This is a genomic window from Saccharomonospora halophila 8, assembly GCF_000383775.1.
In the GTDB taxonomy this organism is placed as follows: domain Bacteria; phylum Actinomycetota; class Actinomycetes; order Mycobacteriales; family Pseudonocardiaceae; genus Saccharomonospora; species Saccharomonospora halophila.
Window position 1 is genome coordinate 152,243 of the sequence record NZ_KB912586.1, and the last position, 23,420, is coordinate 175,662.

The 23,420-nt window shown below is 68.0% G+C and carries 7 protein-coding genes; 1 reads left to right on the top strand and 6 read right to left on the bottom strand.

Features of this window, described 5'->3' with window-relative positions; all coding sequences use genetic code 11:
* Positions 1 to 4: 4 nt before the first annotated feature.
* From SACHA_RS23215 to SACHA_RS0119240, 4 genes are all read right to left on the bottom strand, one after another.
* Positions 5 to 7,636 (bottom strand): non-ribosomal peptide synthetase, encoded by a 7,632-nt coding sequence (locus tag SACHA_RS23215; protein ID WP_051110282.1) that lies wholly within the window; start codon positions 7,634 to 7,636, stop codon positions 5 to 7.
* Positions 7,636 to 12,507, bottom strand: a complete 4,872-nt coding sequence (locus SACHA_RS0119230; RefSeq protein ID WP_083935919.1) for a non-ribosomal peptide synthetase — start codon at positions 12,505 to 12,507, stop codon at positions 7,636 to 7,638. Before SACHA_RS0119230 ends, SACHA_RS23215 begins: the two co-directional genes overlap by 1 nt.
* Before the next feature lie 75 nt (positions 12,508 to 12,582).
* Positions 12,583 to 12,801: an MbtH family protein gene (locus tag SACHA_RS0119235; protein WP_019812386.1), complete on the bottom strand. Its 219-nt coding sequence runs from the start codon at positions 12,799 to 12,801 to the stop codon at positions 12,583 to 12,585.
* Between the two features lie 76 nt (positions 12,802 to 12,877).
* Positions 12,878 to 19,336 (bottom strand): amino acid adenylation domain-containing protein, encoded by a 6,459-nt coding sequence (locus SACHA_RS0119240; protein WP_019812387.1) that lies wholly within the window; start codon positions 19,334 to 19,336, stop codon positions 12,878 to 12,880.
* 521 nt (positions 19,337 to 19,857) lie between these two features.
* On the opposite strand from SACHA_RS0119240, the gene SACHA_RS23220 reads away from it, so the two are divergent.
* The gene (locus SACHA_RS23220) at positions 19,858 to 21,150 is read left to right on the top strand and encodes an MFS transporter (protein ID WP_019812388.1); all 1,293 of its coding nucleotides are present in this window, start codon (positions 19,858 to 19,860) and stop codon (positions 21,148 to 21,150) included.
* Between the two features lie 25 nt (positions 21,151 to 21,175).
* On the opposite strand, the gene SACHA_RS0119250 is transcribed toward SACHA_RS23220, so the two are convergent.
* Both SACHA_RS0119250 and SACHA_RS0119255 read right to left on the bottom strand, forming a co-directional pair.
* A complete protein-coding gene (locus SACHA_RS0119250; protein ID WP_232211926.1) occupies positions 21,176 to 22,192 on the bottom strand; it encodes a serine hydrolase domain-containing protein in 1,017 nt (338 codons plus the stop codon).
* Between the two features lie 398 nt (positions 22,193 to 22,590).
* Positions 22,591 to 23,229, bottom strand: coding sequence for a TetR/AcrR family transcriptional regulator (locus SACHA_RS0119255; RefSeq protein ID WP_019812390.1), 639 nt, complete (start codon positions 23,227 to 23,229; stop codon positions 22,591 to 22,593).
* Positions 23,230 to 23,420: the final 191 nt, after the last annotated feature.

Consider the following 23,420-nt stretch of genomic DNA (forward strand, 5'->3'; position numbering starts at 1 on the left):
TCGTCTATCCGGAACGCTGCGCCAACATCGTCCGCACTTCGGCGAGATGGTGCTCGGCCAAGGCACGAACCGTTCGCCGATGGTGGATGTTCTCCGAGTAGGCCCACACGATCTGTAGCTCTCCGCCGTCGACCCCCGCGTCGATCTCGAACTCGCGCGACCGCCGCCCGGTGGTCGGCCGAGCCGGGGAGACACCCCCCGGCGCAGGCCGGAACCTCGCGTGTGTCTCGCCCCCCGGACTCGTGCCCATGTAGTTGAACCGGATCTGTGGCGGTGGCAGGGCGCGCAGCCGTTCTCTCTGCTCGTTGCCGTCCAGATGACGCAACAGTCCGAAACCGATCCCACCGTCCGGTACCCCGTTCACCGCACGGGACACCGCCGTGACGTCCTCGCGCGCCACGGGTACCGGGATCTCGACCGGGTACAGAGTCGTGAACCAGCCGACCGTGCGGGACACATCGAGGTCGGCGAAAAGCTCCTCCCTACCGTGCCCTTCCAGCTCGACCACCATCCGGTCGTCGCCGGTCCTCCCCGTGACGACCAGTGCCAATGCGGCGAGAAGAATATCCCGCATGTCGGCGGGCGGGCGGTCCAGACTCGCACGCATCGTCACCGTTCGGACGCTGTTCGGCGTGTTCGCTCCCCCGTCACGGTCCGCCGGAACACGTATCTGTCCACCCCGCGCGAGCCAGTACGGGATCTGACGTTCGATCTCGGCGCCACGACCGTACCGATCCAGCCTCCGGGCCCATTCCCGGAACGACGATGTCTTCGAGGGCAACGCGACCGCCTGTCCCGCTTCGAGGTGCCGGTATGCCGTGTCCAGATCGGACACCAGCACCGGCCAGGAGACACCGTCCACCACGCTCCGGTGCGCCGCGAGGACCAGTCGGGCCGGGTCTGCGTCGTCGAACCGGAAGAGCCGGGCCCGCAGGGCCGGCCCCGTCACGATATCCGGGGACAGTTCCGCGGCGAGCCGGGACAGCATCCTGTCCTGCTTCGCGGCGGGAAGACCGCGCAGATCGCTCACTTCGAGAAGCCGGTGCTGCTCGGCCGCCACCAGGTGCGCGTGTCCGTCCCGGATCCGCAGCCGCAGAACGTCGTGATGCGTGACGATCTCCCGCAGCGCGCGTTCCAGCAGCGCCGGATCGACCGGTGCCGGATCCACGAGCAGATGAGCCGTCTGGGTGTACTCGTCGAGATCCGCTCCCTCGGCGATCAAGGCGCGGTGGATCGGGGGCAACGGCACCTCACCGGTCACGACGCCCTGTTCCGCGTTCGTGGTCGGTATGTCGTCGCGAAGCGCGGCCGCCAATCCCGCCACCGTGCCGTGCCGCAACATCAATCGCGGTGACACGGGAACGCCGGCTTTGCGCGCCGCCGACACCGCGTGAATGGTCAGGACCGAGTCTCCGCCGAGTTCGACGAAGTCGTCCTGCACACCTACCCGCTCCAGTCCCAGCACACTCGCCCAGATCTCGGTGAGGACGCGTTCGGTCTCGGTCCGTGGCGCGACGGTGTCCCGCGCACGGCGATCCACCACGCTCGGCGGTTCGGGCAGCCGCGCACGGTCGACCTTTCCCCCGGGCCCCACGGGGAGAGCGTCGAGTGGCACGAAAGCGCTGGGCACCATGTGGGTGGGAAGGGTCACGAGCAGGAAGGCGGACAGGTCGTCCTCGGCCTCGCCGACGACGTAAGCGATCAACCGCGAATGTCCCTCCGGACCGGGTGTCGCCACCACGACGGCGTCCTCGATCCGCGGGTGTTCCCGGAGCCGGGATTCGATCTCGCCCGGCTCGATCCGATGACCATGGATCTTGACCTGCTCATCGAGCCGCCCCTGGAACGCGAGTTCCCCGTCGGCGCGGACGAAGCCGAGATCACCACTGCGGTAGAGGCGCGCTCCCGGTGGGCCGTACGGATCGGGAACGAACCGCTCCGCCGTGAGTCCCGGACGATCACGGTAACCGCGGGCGACACCCGCGCCGCCGATGTAGATCTCACCGGATACTCCGGCCGGCACCGGCCGCATGAACGCGTCGAACACGTACAGCCGGGTGTCCGCGATGGGCGTGCCGATCGGTACCGATCCGGTGGTCCCCGGTCCCACCTCGTGCACCGAGCAACCCACCACCGTCTCGGTCGGGCCGTACTCGTTCACGAACCGCGCCGACGGCGCCAGGGCCCGCCACGCCTCGACCGTGTCCTGCCTCAGTTCCTCGCCCCCGATGACGACGGTACTCACCGAGGACACCGGCCCGGAACCGTCCAACTCGCTCCGGAGCAGTTCCAGATGCGTCGGTGTGGCTTTCAGCACGGTGAAATCCCCGTCCCCGCGGAGCCGTTCCGCCAGCGAGACCATGTCGGAGCCGTCGGGCAGCAGATCGATCTCCCTGCCGAGTACCAGAGGCAGGAACAGGTTCGTGACCGAGAGGTCGTAAGCCACCGAACCGACCATCGGGGCCCCGCCGTCCGCTGCGGGGCCGTAGTACTCCGCGGCCCACGTCAGATAGTTCGCCAATCCACCGTGAGTGACCATCACTCCTTTGGGGCGCCCGGTCGAGCCGGACGTGTAGATGACGTACGCGAGACTCTCGGGTTCGACAGCGACGGAGGGACAGGTGTCCGGCCGACGGCCGATGGCCGTCCACTCGGCGTCGAGACAGACGACCGGGACCGTTCCGACCGCGGGCGATGAACCGAGGAGACCCTCGCGCGTGAGCACCATGGCCGCGCCGCTGTCGGTCAGGCAGAAGGTGACACGGTCGGCGGGGTGTGCCGGGTCGAGCGGAACATAGGCCGCTCCCGCCTTGAGTACTCCCAGTATCGCGACGACCAGGTCCGGCCCGCCGTCGAGACAGATGCCGACCGGGGTCTCCGGCCGTACGCCCAGCTCCATCAGATGACGGGCAAGCCGGTTCGCCGCCAGGTCGAGCTGTGCGTAGGTCATCCCTTCCGACCCGTTCCGCACGGCGACACCGTCCGGTCTCGTCCTCGCGTGCCCCGCCACGAGTTCGTGCACGGGCCGACATCCGCCGATCCCCTTCCCCACGACTTCCGTGCCCGTGAGCGGGCCGACCGTGTTCGGGACGGGAGAGACCCGGGCATCACCGTCGGGACCCGCGGCGATCGCTTCGAGTACGAGTCGGTACATCTCGGCCAGCGCGTGCCCGTGTTCCCGCCCGATCACGCGCGTCCGGAAGGTCAGATCGACGAGCCCGAGCCGGAAGACCGTGACCGACAGGGGGAACTCGTTCGGACTGTCGTCCACGGTTCCGTATACGTCGACGAGGTCCTCGTCGACCTCGCGAAAGTCGAGAAAGTTGAACATGACGTCGAGAAGTCGCCGATCACCGAATTGCCGTTGCATGGCGGGCAGCGGGAAACGGCGGTGTGACCACAATTCGGTTTCGGTTGCGAAGACCTCGCGCGCCAGGTCCCGCCAGGTACCACCGGCGAACCGAAAACGGAACGGGACAGTGTTGAGGAACATGCCCAGAACCCGCTCGGCGCCCGGGAGTTCCGGCCGCGCGTCGCAGACCAGACCGGTGAAGAACTCGCGCTGAGGAGTCAGCATGCTCATGACCTTCAGGTGCGCCGTGTGCAACACACTCTTGAGCGGCACCTCAGCAGCGCGGGATACCGCGGTCAGCCCTTCGAGCAGATCGCGGAACGGGACCTCCAGCCTGTAGTAGCCCGGTCCGGGCGGACCCGCCCATGCCCGCGGGAGCTCCAGCTTCTCCGTACCCTCGATCACGCGCGTCCAGTACTCCCGGTCGGCATCGGAGTCCAGGGACGCGCGTTCCGCGGCGACGAAATCCGCGTACCTGACCTCCGGGGCCGGGGCGAATTCGGGATCCCTCCCGTCACGGATCGCCGCGTAACAGTCCAACAGCTCCATCAGCAGCAGGTGATAGCTCCATCCTTCGAGGATCGGATGGCACTCCGTGATCGTCAGCGACCAACGGTCGTCCGCGTGGACGTGTGCGCACATCCGCAGGAGCGACGGGCTGGCGAGGTCGAACGGGGTGCGGCGTTCCTCGGCCCGGTGGGCCCCGATGCGGTCCTGCTGTTCCCGCTCATCCAGTCCGCGAAGGTCGTGGACCTTCACCCGCAATCGTGCCCGGTCGTGCACCAGCTGCAAAGGTTCACTGAAGGTGTCGAAATCGAACGACGTGCGCAGGACCTCGTGCCGGCCCACGACGACGTCGGCCGCCTCCCGCATCGCCTCGACGGAGAAGGGACGGCCGTCCCGGATACCGTAGGTGGTCGTGTTGAGGTAAGGGTACGCGTCGGCGTCCGCGACCATCTCGTACACCATGCCGGCCTGGACCATCGACAGCGGGTACGCGTCCCGCACTCCCGCACCGACCCGCTCGGCATCGGACGGAGTCACCATGGCGAACGGCGCGACACCGGACGGTTCCGGGGACACCTCCGGGCGTTCGCCGACGACCTCGGCGAGTCCCGCGACCGTGGGCCGCTGGAAGATCTCCTGCATCGAGACTTCGAGACCGTCCTCCCGCAGCGCACCGACGACCGCCACCGCGTGCAGGGAGTCCCCTCCCAGGTCGAAGAACGAGTCGTTCGCACCGACCTCGTCGAGCCGCAACACCGAGCGCCACACCCGGGCGATGCGCTCTTCGACGTCCCCGGACGGAGGCGTGTAGGTATCGGTGCTGAACTCGGCACGGCCGGGTACGGGCAACGCATCCTGATCGATCTTGCCGTTCGCGGTGAGCGGCACGGCGTCCAGCCGGACCAGGACCGAAGGAACCATGTACGCCGGCACGACCCCGGTCAGGAACTTCTCGAGCTCCGCGATGTCGAGGTGGTATTCGTCCGCCGCGACGACATAACCGGCGAACACCCCGTCCCGCACAGCGACCACGGCGGCCTCGACTCCGGGATACCGCTTCAGCACCGCTTCGATCTCGGCAGGCTCGACACGGTAGCCACGGATATTCAGTTGGGTGTCCGTCCGTCCCAGGAACTCGAACTCGCCGGTCGCGAGCACCCGACACCGATCCCCCGTCCGGTAGAGCCGCGCCCCCGCCGGGCCGAACGGGTTCGGCACGAATCGCTCCGCGGTGAGCGCGGGTTGCCCCAGATAGCCGCGGGCGAGCTGCCCACCGCCGATGTACAATTCACCGGCCACACCGACGGGCATCGGCGCGAGCGTCTCGTCCAGCACGTAAGCGCTCGTCCCCGGGATGGGGCGGCCCAGGGGCAGGATGCCACTTTCCTCCGTCCCGTCGACCGTGCGAGCGGCGTTCCCGACCGTCGTCTCGGTCGGGCCGTACTCGTTGACCACCCGGGTATGGCGCCACTCCGCCGCCAGCCCGGTCGAGAACGACTCGCCCCCCGCGACGACGGTGTCGGCGAGTTCGGCCCTCTCGTCCGGAGTCAACTGTTTGGTGAGCAGGTCGAGATGCCCCGGAGTGAGCTTCACGAAGTCGAACGGAGCGTGCCCGGCCAGTACGGTGCCGAGCTCTTCCGGGCCGAGGTCCGGTTCCGGGAGATACACCGGGCGACCGCACAGCAGCGGCGTGTACAGCGGAGTCACCGTGAGGTCGAAGGCCACCGAGGACAGCACCGGTGCGCCCGCGGAGGACTCTCGCGTGTCCCGGACATAGTCGTCGGCGGCCCACGACAGATAGTTCATCAGGCTCGCATGGGAGACGAGCACTCCCTTGGGACGTCCGGTACTGCCCGAGGTGTAGATGACGTAGGCCAGTGTCTCCGGTTCCGGGGCGTGGTCGAGCGCCCGCGCCGAACACCGGGGGATCGCCGCGTCGTCATCAACGACGACCACGGCGCATTCGCCGCACACGGCGTCGAGACGCGCGCGGAGCGCCGACTCGGTGATCAGGGTCCGGGCTCCGGAGTCGCCGACTACACTGCCGAGCCGATCGTCGGGATGCGCGGGATCCAGCGGAACGTAGGCCGCGCCCGCACGCCAGACCCCGAGCAGCACGGGCAGCAACCACCGTCCCCGACCGAGGCAGACGGCGACGAGACTCTCCGAACCGACCCCGCGTTCGGTCAGGTACCGCGCGATGCGGTTGGCGTCCTCGTCGAGTTCACGGTAGGAGAGCCCCACTCCGGTCGCTCCGACGGGCACCACGGCCGGGGCCTCCGGGGTCCGCCGGGCGTGGTCGGCGACCGCGTCGCTCACGGTCGTCCGGATCCGTGCGGCACGACCACCGTCGCCGCCCGCGAGCAGCCGGGACCGTTCGTCCGGTGCGAGCATCTCGAGTGTGGAGAGCGGCCTGTCCGGGTCGCCGGCGATCGCCGTCACCAACCGTTCGAAGTGACCCACCATTCGCTCGGCGGTGTCGTGGTCGAACAGTGCGGTGGCATAGTTGAGTCCGGAGCGCAGCGATCCATCGGCCTGCTCGGCCATCTGCAACGTCAGGTCGAACCGTGCCACCTTGCCGTTGACGTCGACAGGGGCCCAGTCCACCCCGAGGTTCGCCGATCCGGTCGGCACGTGTTCGAGCAGATCGAACATGACCTGGAAGAGCGGGTCGTCGGATTGCCCGGGACTTCTGTGCCCACCGCCGGTCAGCGAACGCAGCGGCACTTCCTGGTTGTCGAGCGCGTCGAGCAGCCGTTCTCCTCCCTGCCCGCACAGTTGGGTGAAGACCGGATCACCGGTCCAGTTCGCCCGCAGCGGTAGTACGTTCTGCAGGTAACCGATCATCCGTTGCTCGTCCGCACGGGTACGTGCCGACACCGCGCTGCCCACGACGACGTCACGCTTCCCGCTGTAACGGGCCAACAGCACCTGGAACGCGGTCAACAGCACGACGAACAAGGTTGTCTCGCACCGGGTCGCGACCGCACGCAACGCCCGCGTCAGATCCGCGGAGACACGGAAGAGCACATCCTCCCCCGACCGGTCCCGTGCCGCGGACCGCGGTCGGTCGGTCGGAAGATCGAGCGGCACCGACCCGGCCAACATCTCCCGCCAGTAGCGCAGCCGACGATCGAGCACCTCACCGGAGCTGCGCTGTCGCTGCCGTACCGCATAGTCGGCATACTGGGTGGGCAACGGTGCCGGATCGGCCGACGTTCGCGTGGTGTACGACCGGTAGAGCTGTGCGAGTTCGTCGACGAGCAGGTCACAGGATGCGGCGTCACAGGCGATGTGGTGCAGCACCAGGCTGAGCACATGGTCGTGCGCGCCACGACGAAGCAGACGTGCCCGGAAGGGATGCTGCCGACCGAGGTGGATCGGCGTGCCCAAATCCTGCCGCAACGGCTCCGTGGCGTCCGCGACCTCGACGATCGGCAGCCGAACCACCGGCGCCTCGTCGATGACCTGGACCGGCTCGCCGTCGGACAACTCGTACCGGGTACGCAATATCTCGTGCCGCTCGACGACTCGCTGCAACGCCGCACGCAGCGCGCCGGAGTCCAACGGGCCGGTTATCTCCAGCGCACAGGAGACCAGGTACTCGGGACTGTCCGGACGAAGCTGGCTGAGAAACCACATGCCCTGCTGACCGAAGGACAGGGGCACCGGTCCGGAGCGATCCGCGACCGGTTCCGTCGAGGTCCGCAGGTCTCGCGCCCGTCCGGCCAGCCGGGCCTGCACGAGGTCCTCCCGCAGCGCGTCGGTGTCAACCATCACTGCACGTCCTCTCGCCGCGTCGCGGCTCTCCGGATCTCCTCGTCCGGGAGACCCTCGATCTCCGCACGGATCCGCTCTTCGATCACCGGAACGAGTTCGGCGACGGTCGATCTGTCGAAGATCTCCCGGATCGGCAACTCGACACCGAACTCCTCCTGGATCCGGGAGACCACCCGGGCCACCAGCAGCGAATGACCACCCGCACGGAAGAAATCGTTGTGCACACCGACCTCCGTGCCCAGCACTTCGCTCCAGATCCCGGTGAGCACTTGCTCCGCAGCGGTGCGCGGCGCCACGAACCCCTGCTCCCGCACCAAGGTGGGCATGTCGGGAGCGGTGAGAGCCTGCCGGTCGACCTTCCCGCTCGGCGTACGGGGAATCTCCGACAACGGACTGAGCACCGAAGGGACCATGTACCCGGGGAGCCGGTCCTCCAGGTGTCTCCAGAGCTCGTTGACCGAGGCTCCGTCTCGGAGGACGACGTACCCGACGATCCGCTTGTCACCGGACGGTGCCTGCCAGACATGGAGAGTCGCGTCGCGCACGCCGGCGTGCGAGCGTAGTGTCTCCTCGATCTCCCCCAGTTCGACCCGGACCCCGCGGACCTTGAACTGGTGATCGGCACGGCCGAGAAAGTCGATCGAACCATCCGCCCGCAGACGGGCGTGATCGCCGGTGCGGTAGAGCCGTCCGGACGAGCCGAACGGGTCGGGCACGAAGGCCAGCGCCGTTCTCGCCGGATCGTCGTGGTACCCGCGTGCCAGTCCGAGACCACCGACATAGATCTCACCGACCGTTCCCGGTGGCACCGGGCGCATGTGTCCGTCGAGCACGTAGATTCGATTGTTCGCCAGCGGTCGACCGATCGTGACCGTTCCGGAGCCGGCTGCGTCGGCCGCTCCGACCGTGTGTCGGGTCGAGTCGATCGAGGCTTCGGTCACACCCCAGTGGTTGTGCAACGCCGGCCCCTCTGGTCCGACACGGTCCCGGTACGAGCGCACCAGCTCCGCGCTCAATGCCTCGCCACTCGTCCCGATCTCGCGGAGCACGCGCAACCCGCGCCTCCGGTCGGGCGTCAGCGCATCGACCACCAGGGACAACATGCTGGGAACGAAGAGGACGACCGAGACGTCGTGCTGCGCCGTCGCGTCGAGGATCGCGACCGGGTCCCGGTGAGCGCCGGGAGCCAGCACTGCCACGCGTCCGCCGACCATGAGCGGCCAGAAACATTCGACCGGGGTGTCGTCGAAGACGACCGTGGTCTTCTGCAGGACCGCTTCCCCGGGTTGGAGAGCGAGTGCGTCCTGCATGGCGACGAGGCGATTGACCCAACCGCGATGGGTCGCGGCGACACCCTTGGGCTTCCCCGTGGATCCCGAGGTGTAGTAGACGGCGGCCAGGTGGTCCGCCATCACCTGGGAAGGCGGTCCCGCAGCGGCTTCGTCGTCGCCCACGGTCACGGCTGTGACCCCTTCCGGGACCGGCGTGCCGACGTCGGCGAGACACGTCCGGGCGCCGACGTCGTTCAGTAATTGCCGCACTCTCGCCACGGGGAAGTCCGTTTCCAGCGGTACGAAACACCCACCCGCCTTGAGTACCCCGAGCATCCCGATGACGAGTGCGGGAGAGCGATCCAACAGCACCCCCACCGGGATGTCCGGCCCGACCCCGAGCTTCCGCAGGCGTAACGCCAGGGCGTTGGCTCGGGCGTCCACCTCCGCATAGGTCAGCCGTGAGCCCTCGTACTCCACCGCGACGGCGTCCGGTGTCCGGTGTGCCTGCTCCTCGATCAGTTCGTGGATGCACCGGTCGGTGACCTCGGTGGCGGTGTCGTTGAGTTCCACCACGACACGGTGACGCTCCGCGGGATCCATGAGGTCCAGCTCGGTCAGCGGCGTTCCGGTCGCGGCCCCGTCGAGCACACGGACGAACGCACGCGCCATCCGGGCGACGGTCTCCCGGTCGAACACGTCGGTGGCGTATTCGAAGGAGCCCTTGAGTGACCCACCGGCGCGGTTCTCGAGATGCAGCGTGAGGTCGAACTTGGCGGTGTCCCAGTGTTCGAGCACCGCCTCGGAGGAGTCCTGCGCGCCCGGGGAGCGCTGGTCGACCAGTTCGAACATGACCTGGAACAACGGGGTCTTGGACAGGTCGCGCTCCGGCTGTAATTCCTCGACGAGCCGCTCGAACGGAAGCTCCTGGTGCGCGAACGCCTCCAGTGCCGTCTCCCGGGCGCGGGACACGGCGTCGGCGAACTCCCGTACATCGGTCATGTCGCAACGCAACACGAGGGTGTTCACGAAGAACCCCACCAGCTCGTGCACCTCGGGCCGGAGCCGTCCGGCGACCGGGGTCCCGAGGGTGACGTCGTCGGTCCCGCAGAGACGTGCCAACACACAGCAGTACGCCGCGAGGAAAGTCATGAACGGGGTCGCCCCGCGTTCGCGCCCGAGTTGCCGGACCGCCGCACTCAGTGGGGCATCGACGTCGAAGCGGTACACGGCTCCCTCGGAATCCCGCTGTTGCCCCCGTGGGCGGTCCATCGGGAGGGTCAGCGTGGTGATCCCGGCGAGTCGGTGTTTCCAGTACTCCAGCTCGCCGTCCAGTTCACCGTCGTCCAGTCGCCGGTTCTGCCACACGGCGTAGTCCGCGTACTGCACGGGAAGCTCGGGCAGTCGTGGTCGGCGGTTCTCGGCTCGCCCGGCCTCGAATTCGAGCAGATCACGTTCCAGGATCGCCGCGGAGAGGCCGTCGCAGGCGATGTGGTGTATCAGCACCACGAGTCGATCGTCGGACGTCAGGGTGGCACGCCAGACCGGTCCCCGCCCGAGGTCGATCCCTCGCGTGATCTCCGTACGGAGCACCTGCGCGAGCTCGTGTCCCGGCACATCCAGTTCGATGTGCGGCTGCTGGTCGACGACCTGCCGCAGCTCACCCTCCTCGGCGACGTACCGGGTCCGCAGGATCTCGTGTCTTCGGGCGAGGTCGCCCAGCGACTCCCGGAGACGTCCGGGGTGGGGGCGCCCGGGAAGCCGGATGACCAGCGGTACCAGGTACTCGGTGTTGTCCGGGTCCAGCTGCTGCAGGAACCACAACCGACGTTGTCCCGGCGAGGGCGGCCTGCCCCCGCGCTGCTCGGTGCGAACGAGCCCGGCACCGTCGTGCTCCTCGTTCACCAGTCGAGCCTGGGCCTCGACGGTCGACGCGGCATAGAGCTCGGCCACCGGAATCGGATGGCCGGATTCCCTCAGGCGGGCCGCCAGGCGCGGGACGAGCAGCGAGTACCCCCCACGCTGGAAGAAGTCGTCCTTCGCGCCCACCCCGGAGACTCCGAGCAGGTCTTCCCAGATCCGACTGACGAACGTTTCGGCGGCGTCGCGCGGTGCGACGTGCTCGTCATCCCACCGTGGTTCCGGCAACGCGGTCCTGTCGACCTTGCCGTTGTCGTTCAGCGGGAACTCGTCCAGGAACTCGAAGTGGGACGGCACGTACTCGGCCGGTACCCGGCTTCGGAGGTGCTCTCGCAGCCCGCCTGCGGTGACGTCGTCGGCACCGACGACGTACCCGATCAGCCGGTCCCGGCTCGCCGCGGAGACCGCGTGCCGGACGCCCGGGTGCTCCCGTAGCGCCCGTTCCACCTCGTCCGGCTCGATCCGGACTCCTCGAATGTTGAGCTGGTGGTCGATCCTCCCGAGGAACTCGAGTCGTCCGTCGGCCAGCACGCGGACGCGGTCGCCGGTGCGATACAGGCGCGCTCCGGCTGTCCCGTACGGGTCCGGTACGAAACGCTCGGCGGTGAGCCCGGGCATTCCGAGGTATCCACGAGCCACCCCCGGACCACCGACGTACAGCTCGCCCGGGACGCCGGCGGGAACGGGTTCCCCCTGCGCATCGAGAACCCGGGTCGTGATCTCGTCGATCGGTTCCCCGATGGGGACGACTCCCGTCCCATCGGCTTCATACCGCCCCTCGACGCAGCCGATCGAGCACTCGGTCGGCCCGTACACGTTCCACAGCTCGATCGGACCGAGGGCCGTGCGGGCGTCCCGGGCCGTAGCTTCGTCGAGCTGGTCACCGGCAGAATAGACGAGTCGCAGTCTCGTGTGGCGCGTCCCGAGGGTCTCGCCCACGAGACGCAACATCGACGGAACCACCTGAAGCACGGTGACACCGCGTTCCAGGACCGTCCGCGCGACCGCTTCCGGGTCCCCGGCGGTGTCTCCGGAACCGACGACCACGGTCGCTCCCCCGAGCAGCGGGACGAAGATTTCCCAGGCACAGGCGTCGAACCCGACCGGTGTGCGCAGGAGCACGCGGTCGTCCGCGGTGATTCCGTGTCGTCGGATCGTGTCCACGACGCGATTGATGACACCCCGGTGCGGCACCACCACGCCTTTCGGCCGCGAGGTCGTCCCCGAGGTGTGACTGATGTACGCGGCATTGTCCGGACCGACCGTGGGGGGATCGGCGACGATCGATCCGTCAGGCACGGCGGAAGGCGGTGACTCCGGACGCACGACGCCGAGCGCTCCGGTGTTCTGCACTATCAGCCGTCGTCGTTTCTCCGGAAGACCGGGATCCATCGGGACATAGGCGGCTCCCGTTCGGAGGACGGCCAACACGGTCGCCACCAGTTCCGGCCCGCTCGGAAGGCAGACGCCGACCGTCGATTCCGGACCTGCGCCCTGTGCACGGAGTGCACCCGCGAGCGTCTCGGCCTCGTCGGCGAGCTGACCGTAGGTCACGCTCCGCGTCTCCGATTCGATCGCGACCGCGTCGGGAGCCCGGTCCTTCACAGATTCGAACAGGGTGTACAGACACGCACCCGAAAGCGCGGGCCGTCGAACCGGACTGGACGATACGGTCATGTTACCCACCCGTGAGCTCGCGGCTGATCGGTCGATTCCCCACCACGGAGAACAAGGACGTCCGTGTCATCTCCGTCAGTCGGTCCCGTTCTCCGCCATCCTTCGGCGCAGACTGAGCGGACGCATGTCGGTCCACACTTCCTCGATATGGGCCAGGCAGACGTTCTTGGTCCCCTCGACACCGTCCTTGCGCCACCCCGCGGGCAGCTCCCTGTCGGCGAACCAGATCGAATACTGTTCCTCGTCGTTCAGCACGACGCAGTAGGTGCGGTCGTCGGAAGTCTCGTCGGACATCACAGATTCCTTTCCCTGCACGTGGACGGAGCGGGCGGCCCCCACTCGGTCGTTCGCGTATTCACTTTCCCGTTGTTCAGGGACTGACGGGTATCACCGATGAGGGCTGGACGAACTCAGCCGTGGTATCCATGTGCTCGTCCGTCAGATCAAGAGTGCCCACAGGGTCATCCGGTTTTTCGCAGAGGTTTTCGAGCAGGCTGAGGTATCGGCGCAGGAACCGCTCGACCGTCGTCCGATCGAACAGGTCCGTGGCATAGCAGGCCTGACCGACGAGCCGATCACTGTGATCGGCTATCCCGAGGGCCAGGTCGAACTTGGCCGCGCTGAAGGGAACGGGGTGTTCCCGCGCACGCAGCCCCGGCCACTGCTCCCGGGCACCGGAAAGAGTCGATTCGGTGGTCCCGAACATCAGCTGGAAGAGAGGGTTACGGCTCGGATCTCGAGGCGTCCTCAGCTCGCCGATCACCCGGTCGAAGGGCAACTCGCCGTGCGAATAGGCTTCCGCGGCGTCGTTTTTCGTTTTCGCGAGCAGTTCGCCGAATCCGCACTCGGGGTCGATGTCCGAGCGGATCACGACGGTGTTGGCGAGAAAGCCGACCAGGGACTCCAACTCGGGTCTATCGCGCGCTGCCACGGGAACTCCGATCCCGATGTCGCGCCGGCCGGTGAGTTTCGCCACGAGAATCTCGAACGCGGTGAACAGTGTCATGAAGGCGGTGGTGCCGTATCTGGTCCCCACCCGCAGGACTCGGCTGCGCAACTCCCGCCCCGCCTGGAACCGGATCTCGGCGCCGCGGCCGCTCTGGAAGGGTGGACGCTCCCGGTCCGTCGGCAGTTCCACGGGCTCGAAACCGGCGAGGCGCTCACGCCAGTAGTCGACGTCGCGGCGCAGTCGCGCCGTTTCCTGCTGTTCGTGTTGCCATCGCGCGTAGTCGGCGTAGCGAAGTGGCGGTGCCGTCAGCACCGCCGTGTCGCCGTCGTTGTACAGGGACGCCAGGTCCTGCCACAACAGTTCGTTCGACCATCCGTCGGTCGCGATGTGGTGCACCACCAACAGAAGAATGTGTTCGTCATCGGCGAGCCGGATCAACAGGAAACGTGCGACGGGAGCCGAATTCAACTCGAACGGCCGCAGGGCTTCCTCGTTGAGCACGTGCTCGGCGGAACGTCGCGCCCGGCCCTGTGCCCCATCGGAACAGTCGACGACCCGGAGATCCGGCTCCGCGGTAGGGTCGACGATCTGGTAAGGACCGTCGTCGTCCATCTCGTACCGTGTCCGCAGGATGTCGTGTCGCCGAACCAGTGCGCTGATCGCGCCGCGCAATCTCGAGGTGTCGAGCGATCCACTCAGCCACCGCGCCACCGGCACGTTGTAATCGGGTCGCCCCGGCCACATCTGGTCGAGGAACCAGAGGCGCTGCTGCGCGAACGACAGTGGCGCACCCACGTCCGGGCACGTCGTGACCGGTATCGTCGTCCCGTCCTGCGAGGGATCCCCCTTCCCGGTCGCCAGTGCGGCCTCCCCGGACGCACCGAGTTCGACGGCGAGATCGGCCACCGTCGAGGCACGGAAGAGTTGCTTGATCGCAAGATCGATCTTGTATTCGGTCCGCAGCCGGCCGATGAGATGGACAGCGAGCACCGAGTGCCCACCCGATCGAAAGAAGTCGTCGTCGATGCCCACCGTGTCCAACGCGAGCGTCTCGGCGAACAGCGAGCACAACACGCGTTCGGCCGTTGTCCGGGGGCCACGGGCCCCCGTGTCGACCACCGGTTCCGGCAGACGTCGAAGGTCGATCTTGCCGTTCGTGGTCAGCGGGAACGTCTCCAGTACGACGATTGCCGTCGGAACCATGTAGTCCGGCACGCGTCCCCGCAGGAACTCCCGCACACGCTCCCGTAGACTTTCCACGTCCTCGTCGGCACCGTCGGCACCGTCAGCCGGAACGATGTACGCCACGAGTGTCTTGCCAACCGACCGGTCGTCACGGGCAATGACGACCGTCTGTCCGACGTCGGCGCACCCCGTCAGGACCGACTCGATCTCGCCCGGCTCGATCCGGAATCCACGGATCTTGACCTGTCGGTCCACCCGGCCGAGGAACTCCAGCAACCCGTCAGCACGCAGGCGAAACAGGTCACCGGTCCGATACATGCGGGACCCGGGCGGTCCGTAAGGATCGGGAACGAACCGTTCCGCGGTCAGTCCCGGCATACCTACGTACCCCCGCGCGAGACCGGAACCACCCAGGCACAGCTCCCCGACCATGCCGAAGCCGGCCAGTTGCCCGAACGTGTCGACGAGGTAAGCGCGGACGCCGTCCATCGCACCGCCGAGCGGTACCGAAGGTCCGTCGACCTCCCCCACGGTGTGACACAGCGCGAACGTCGTGGTCTCGGTCGGGCCGTAGACGTGGACGACAGTCCCCCCGCCGACCACCTCGGTGGCTTTCGCGAACGCGGTCGGCGACGCCGTCTCACCTCCGGCCCACACCTGCCGCACGGACGCCAGTGCCTCCGGGTGCTCCTGCACCATCAGGTTGAACAGTGCCGTCGTGAGGAAGACCGTGGTCACCCGGGCGTCGATCAACGTACGACTCAACGCCGCCCCGTCCACCGGAGCGGGCGGAACCACGACGACCGTTCCACCGCGTGACAACGGTGTCCACACTTCGAACACCGAGGCGTCGAACGCCAGTGGTGAGTGCAACGCGACCCTGGCGAGATCCTCATCGGTCCACCGGGTGTCCGTGACGAGTCCCGTGATGTCCCGGTGCGTGACCGCGACACCCTTGGGTCTGCCGGTGGAACCCGACGTGTACATCACATACGCCAGCCGATCCGGGTCCGTCCCGGGAAGCATCCCGGTGCGCGACCCTCCCTCGCTGTGCACCGCGTCCCCGATACGGAACACGTCGGCCTCCGCCCCGAGACCGGAGACGAACGCGCGTCGTTCCTCGGAGTCCACCAGCACGACACCCACCTCGCACTCGGCGAGCATGTCGCGCATCCGTGACGCGGGGAAACGAGGGTCGAGCGGCACATAGGCGGCCCCGCTCTTGAGGATTCCGAGTAGCGCCGTGACCGCCTCGATTCCGCGATCCGACAACAGTGCGACACAACGTTCCGGCCCGCTCCCCTGTGCGAGCAGGCGGTGCGCGAGACGATCCGAGCGATCGTCGAGCTCCCGGTAGGTAAGGACGGCATCGCCGGCGATGACGGCCGAATCGTCCGGCCGCCGTGCCACCCGATCCCGGAACCGGTCGACGACGGTATCGCTGTCCCCCTCCGCAGCGGACCCGGAAACGAGCGCGGCACGTTCGCGTCCGTCGACGAGGAGATCGAGCGACCGGATCGGATCGCCGGGCTTCGCCACGGCCTCCCGCAACAGCACCAGAAACCGATCGACGAGGAGACGGGCGGTCGCACGATCGAAGAGGTCCGTGGCGTACTCGAGTACGCCGTCGAGTCCCCGGTGGTGACCGTCGACGGACGGTCGGGGTATCAAGGTGAAGGCGAGATCGAAGTTCGCCGCCCTGGTGTCGGCGAACTCCCAGTTTCCGGACATCCCGTCCGGATCGATCACCGACCCCGGCGTGTTCAGCAGGCCGAGCGCGACCTGGAAGATCGGGTGACGCGAAGGACTCCGGGTCGGGTTCACCTTCTCGACCAGGAGATCGAACGGCACATCCTGGTTCGCATGGGTCGAGTCCCATTCCTGCCGCACGCGGCGGACGAGCTCGTGGAAATCCGGATCCTCCGACACCCTCGTCCGCAGCACCACCGTGTTGACGAAGAAGCCGATCAGGTCGTCGAGAACGCTCTCCGAGCGCCCCGCCACCGGACTGCCGACGACGATGTCCTCCTCACCGCTGAGCCGATGCAGGAGCGCGGCCAATCCCGCGTGCAGCACCACGAACAGCGTCGTCCGGTGGCGACGAGCCAGCTCTTCGAGATTCCGGTGCACCTCCGCGGGGAGGCGGAACCGGACCAGATCACCATGGTGGGTAGCGACGGCCGGCCGTGGCCGGTCGGTCGGCAGGCGTAGCTCGTCCGGGATTCCGGCGAGTCTGTTCGTCCAGTAGCTCACCTGCTCCGTGAGGGTTCCGTCCGGGTCTCCCCCGGCGTCGAGAAGATCACGCTGCCAGGCGGCGTAGTCGCGATACTGCACCGGCAGCGGGGAGAACCCGGGCTCCGACCCGGCACGTCTCGCAGCGTAGGCCTCACCGAGATCCCGGCTCAACGGTGCGAGCGACCACCCGTCCGCACTGATGTGGTGCAGCACCAGCAGTAGCACCACCTGGTCCTCGGTACGGAATATCCGCGCCCTGAGCGGCGGGTCCCGCCGCAGATCGAACGGATGCCGCGCCGCAGCGGTGATCACTTCGTCGCGCTTCTCCCCGGGGATGTCCGCCACGGACAGACCGACGTCGCATTGATCGGCTTCCAGGATGAGCTGGCGCGGGGCACCGTCGGCAGAGGGGTACACGGTCCGCAGAACCTCGTGCCGGCGCATGACGTCGGTGATCGCGGTTCGGAGCGCGTCCACGTCGGGAAGGGAACGTAGCCGGAACAACACCGCGATGTGTTGAGCGGGATGCGCCTCGCTGTCCTCCATCTGATTGAGCAGCCACAGTCGATGCTGGTCGTAGGAGAGCGGTACGGTCTCCGGGCGCACCCCGGCGACGAGGCTCCGGCGTGTGTGTGTCGCCGTCTTCGGCGGGGCGCTCAGACGGGGCGCGAGTCCGGCGACGGTCGGCGCGTCGAACAGGTCGCTGATCAACAATCGGATGCCGTAGGCTTCCTCGACCCGAGCGATCACCCTCGCCGCGAGCAGGGAGTGACCACCCAACTCGAAGAAGTCGTCGTCGACCCCGACCACGGGGAGCGCGAGGATCTCCGCGAACAGTCCGCACAGCCACGACTCGTCCGCGTTGCGCGGTGCACCGGATCCACCGGTGCGGACCGGGGCGGGCAGGGCCTGCCGGTCGAGTTTGCCGTTCGGCGTGAGCGGCAACCGATCGAGGACCACACAGTCCGAGGGAACCATGTGCTCGGGCAGGTGCCGCCGCAGTTCGGTGAGCAACCGCCGTCCCCAGCGAGCGGACTCGTCGTCGACAACGGGCTCTTCGGATCCGTGACCGACGCGCACGCACGCCTCGTGCGGCACGACGTAGGCGACCAGGACCTTCTCCCCGCGCTCGTCCTCGCGTGTGACGACGGCGACGCGCGCGATGTCCGCCCGTCGGGCGAGATGGTTCTCGATCTCGCCGAGTTCGATCCGGACACCCCGGATCTTCACCTGGTCGTCCCGGCGCCCGACGAACTCGAGCAGGCCGTCCCGGCCCGTCCGCACGAGGTCGCCGGTCCGATACATCCTGGTGCCGTCACCGGCGAACGGGTCCGGCACGAACCGTTCCGCCGTCAGTCCCGGACGCGCGCGGTACGCCCGTGCGACCCCCACTCCACCCAGACACAGCTCCCCTGGATCGCCTCCGCTCACGGGGACCAACTCCTCGTCGACGACGTAGGCGCGGACCTGGTCCATCGGTGTGCCGATCGGTACGGAATCACCGACCGGATCCGGGACGACGTGGTACGTCGAGAAGATGGTCGCTTCCGTCGGGCCGTAGACGTTGACCACGGACCGAGGACCACAGGCCCGTACCGCACGCTGGACCGTCGCCGCGGAGGCGGCCTCACCACCCATCCACACCTGGCAGTCCCCGGCGAAGGCATCCGGGTACTCGTCGACCACGACATTGAACAGCGATGTCGTCACGAACGTCGAGGTCACGTTGTCGTCCGCGATGATCCTGCGCAACGCCGCCGCGTCCGACGCGGAAGGCGGAGCGACGACGACACATCCGCCGCGCAGCAGCGGTACCCACATCTCGTAGACGGAGGCGTCGAAGTTCAGCGGCGAATGCAGCAGAACCCTGCCGTCGACACCCGACCAGCAGGGGTCGGTCGCGAAGGTGGCGAGGTCACCGTGCGTGATCTCCACGCCCTTGGGGACGCCGGTCGATCCCGATGTATAGATCACGTAGGCGAGCTGTGCCGGCGATACGAGACGGCGGCCGCGGGCGCCGCTCGCGACTCCGGTCCCACTCGCGCGCGGGATCTCACCGTGAACGATCGCCCGCACCGTACGACCACACACACCACGCAGGTATTCGGCCCTGCTCTCGCGATCGACGAGCACGAGCCGGATGCCGCTCTCCTCGATGATCAGACGGAGGCGCTCGTCGGGCGACCGTATGTCCAACGGGACATACGCACATCCCGCCTTCACGACACCGAGGACGGACGCCACCGCATCACAACCGCGGTCCATCAAAATCCCGACGGGTTCCTCGACCTCGGTGTAGTTCTCTTCGAGAAACCGGGAGACACGCGCGGAACGCCGGTCTAGCTCGGCGTAGGAGAGCTCGATTCCCGAGCATTCGACCGCCACCTCGTTCGGCCGCTCCCGTACACGTACGGAGAAGAGGTCGACCAGGGTTTCCGGTTCGCGTGCTTCCTCTGGCAACGTCAACCTCCATCGGACCGAAAGACGCGTTCCTCCGGTTTCAAATCGGCGATCCGTCGATGCTCCGAGAGGATTGCCCGGATCACCGCGACGCCGAACTCGACGCGCCGTTCGAACCGGGCTGCAAGCGACGGATCGACCGTGCCACTGATCGTCCGTCCGAGCCCCGTCCGAGGCAAAGAGTTTCTCTGTTTCCTCTTCGGGGAAACACCGCGCACGGCGCCGCCCCGGGACCGGCGGGACCGGGACGCGAGCTCGGTATCGGGCTCGGCGCAGCACGAACCGGACACGAACGTGCTGGTGACCAAAGGGACCGCCGTTCGGCTTCGTCCATCCCGGCGACAATTCCGGGGTCGTCTGCCGGGTGTCGGTGTCCCGCTCCGGCCGCCTTCGACGACCACACCACACCGGATTACCGGCGTTTCCGTGTTTTTTCTGGACGACGCTTCACCGTTCTGGTTCGGTAGAATTCGCGGAACCGTGTCCGCGAGTTCAGTGTCACCGGCGCATCGAGGGACGTGATGGCCCGACGATCAGCACTGATCGGCCTGTTGGCGGCCGAGGGTATCTCCATCATGGGGAGCCGGATGTCACTGATCGCCCTGCCCTGGCTCGTTCTCACCACGACCGGCAGTCCGGCGCTCACGGGCATCGTCGCCGCGGGTGAGACGGTGCCCTACGTGCTCGCCGGAGCGCTCGGCTCCCCCCTGGTGGACCGGTTCGGTGCACGGCGCGCGTCCCTGCTCGCCGACTGGCTGAGCGCGGCCGTGCTGGGTGCCGTGCCGTTCCTGTACCACCTCGGTCCTGCTCTGCTTCTCACGCTCGTCTTCGTGGTGGGAGGACTTCGTGGTCTGAGCGACCTCGCGAAGCGGGTGCTCCTGCCGCACACGGTCCGCGACGCCACCATGCCGATGACCCGTGCGACGGCCCTGTATGACGGTGTACACCGATTCAGCGCTCTGGTGGGGGGACCGGTCGCCGGTGTCCTGATCGCATGGTTCGGAGCCCCGGTGGTCATCGGGATCGATGCCGGATCGTTCGCCGTGTGCGCGGTTGTCGTGATGCTCACGATCCGACGGCGCCCCGATGACGGCGACGCTTCGTCGACACGCGACCCGCACTCCCCTCCCGAGGATCGAGAGCCTTACTGGACGGCGCTTCGGCGTGGGTTCCGACACCTGAGGCGCGACCGGTTGATGCTGTCCGTCATGGCCATCATGTTCCTGGTCAACCTGTTCGACACGGCGGCGCTGAGCGTCTACCTTCCGGTGTGGGCCGAGCAGATCGTCGGTTCTCCGCTCGCCCTGGGCCTGTGCAGCGGCGCTTTCGCGGCGGGCGCCCTGGTCGGCAATGTCGGGATCGTCGCCTTCACCAAGCGGATCCCGCGCTATGCGACCTTGGTGACCGGGTTGCTGATCGGCGGCGCACCTCGCTTTCTCGCGGTAGGAACGAGTGACTCGATGCTGCTGGTCACCCTCGTCATGTTCGTCGCCGGGCTCGGCTTGGCCGCGGTCAACCCGATCATCACGGCGGTGCTGTACGAGCGGACTCCGACGGACATGCAAGCGCGGGTGTTCGGCACCGTGACAGCGACCGCGTTCGCCGGAATGCCGTTGGGCAGCCTGCTCGCGGCGTGGAGTATGCCGTCACTGGGCTTCACCGCGTCGCTGCTGCTCACAGCAGCCCTCTTCTTCGCCGCCACCGTCGCTCCGCTTCTCGACCGAAGGACGTGGAGGCAGGTCGGCAGCGAGCAGAGATCGACGAACGACGACCGGTCCCGCCCCGATGCGGCTCGGACGCCGACGCAACGGTGACCGGGACGGTGCGGCGACCAGGAGCTCAACGGCAGAACTCGGCGGTGAACACCTCCGTCATGAGGTCGTCGTCGTGCCAGTTGTCGTTGGTGTTCACCGACAGCACGTGGCGACCGTCGGCGGTCGACACGGTCCGCGTCACCGAACCGAGGATGTCGCCGTCGTGGCCCCACCGCGTTCCACAGGGCAACCGATAGGTGCGCACCCCGAGCCCGTAGTGGTATCCCCGCCCGGTGTCGACCCCGGTGAGCAGTTCCCGCTGCTGTGGCACGGGCAGGATCCGCCCCGCGAAGAGCGCGCGGAAGAACCGGTTCAGGTCCCGGGTGGTGGAGATGATCTCGCCGGCCGCACCGGCGAGGGAGGGATTGAACTCGGTCGCGTCGTAGATGTCCGCATCCGGGGCGTCGACGAACAACCGGGAGTACGCCAACGCATGAGGTTTCGGAAGCGTGGGCGAGAATCCGGGCACAACGGTCCCGTGCAACCGGAGGGGCCGGAGCACCCGGGTCCGGACCGCGTCGGCGTAGCTCTCCCCGGTCGCCGCCTCAATGATCATCCCTGCCAGCAGGTAGTTGGTGCTCGAGTAGCTCCACCCCGCGCCCGGGGCGAACAGGGGAGGGTGCGCCGTGGCGATTCCCACGAGCGATTCCGGTGTCCAGCTGTCGTACCGGTGCTCCAGAAACGCCGGACCGCGGTAGCGGTCGACAAATCCGCGGTCCTGGAGTATGTCGAAGACACCGCTGGTGTGGTTGAGGAGCTGGCGGATCGAGATTCTCCGGGCGTCGTAACCGGTGTCGTCGAGCGTTCCGGGTAGCCACGCCTCGACACTGTCCTGAAGGCTCAGGCGTCCTTCCGCCTCGAGTTTGAGCACCGTGACGGCGGTGAAGGTCTTGGTGACACTGCCGATCCGGAAATGCTCCGCCGGGACCCGCGGGCGGTTCCGGTCCAGCTCGGCCACGCCGGCCGAGCCCTGCCACGACCGCCGCCCCAGGTCGGCCCTGGCGATGACACCGGGCGTGCCCTGTGCGACGAGGTTCTCCAATGCGGCGCCGGTGGCTGCATGGCCCGGATCGCCGGACCAAGACGGACGGTGCTGGCGGGTGGTCCCGGCGGACGTCGGCACCGACGTCATGGCGACCACGACCGTCACAACGAGACCGACAGTTGTCCGAAGCCCATGGATGACCCAAGAATGGTTCATGCCGGTGACGGTACGGAGAACCGGCGACTCGGCCATCGGGGAACACCCTGACCACGCCCCTGGTATCCACCGGACGCCGAGCGTGATCTCGCAGTGCGGGGAACGGGCGACGACAGAGCTCATTACTTTGTCCGCTCACTTCCACTCGGCCGGCGTCGCAGTGGTTGGCCTTCCGCGAACCCGACCCTTTGAGAAAGGATGATCGACCCGGTCTGCACCGGTCGGACGTCACGACTCGCTCAGGGCCTCAGGTACCGCTCCAGCAGGAGGGTGAGTTCCTGATCGAGCGCGTCGTAGGAGTCCTCCGGGACGAGCACCGGCCCGGTGAGGGTGAACGACCACGCGGTGAGCAGCACCGACCGCGCGAGCATCGCCGGCTCACCCGCGCGGACGGAGCCGTCCCGCCGGCCCCGGCGCAGCCCGTCCTCGATCATCGCGAGCTGGGCGTCCGCGGTCGCTCCGGTGCGGTGCAGCAGGTACGGGACCAAAAACTCCGGGTCGACCTCGACGATCTTGCGCACGAGCGGGTGCATCCGCAGCGTGGTGACCAGGTGCGTCACCGCGGACACGACGGCCTCCCGCCCGGTGCCTCCCACGTCCGGCGCCTGCGCGGCCAGCGCCGAGAACTCGCGGGTGACCAGGGCCGCCACCACGGCGCGGACGTGGGGCCAGCGGCGGTAGAGGGAGGCGCGGGAAATGCCGGCGCGCCGGGCGATGTCGGCCATGCTCATCCGCCGCATCCCGACGGCCAGCAACAGGTCGTAGGCCGCGTCCAGCAGGGACTCCTCGGGGATCGCGTTCGCGGCGCGGGGCACCCCGGCCTCCCCCGGCGACTCGCCCGGCCCGGCACCGATCTCGTTGTGTCGCTGCGACACCATATGTCAAAGTGTAACAGCGACCAGTTGGAGGTGCCCGAGAGTGACCGAGTACGACCTGCCCGCCGTCGGCCGCCACCCGTATCTGTGGGGCGACGTCGACGCACCCGGCCACCTCCCGGAGGCCGCCGCCGACGCGATGACCGCCCTCGGGGCCGTCCCGCCCGGACCACCCGTGGACCCGGCCGACGCCC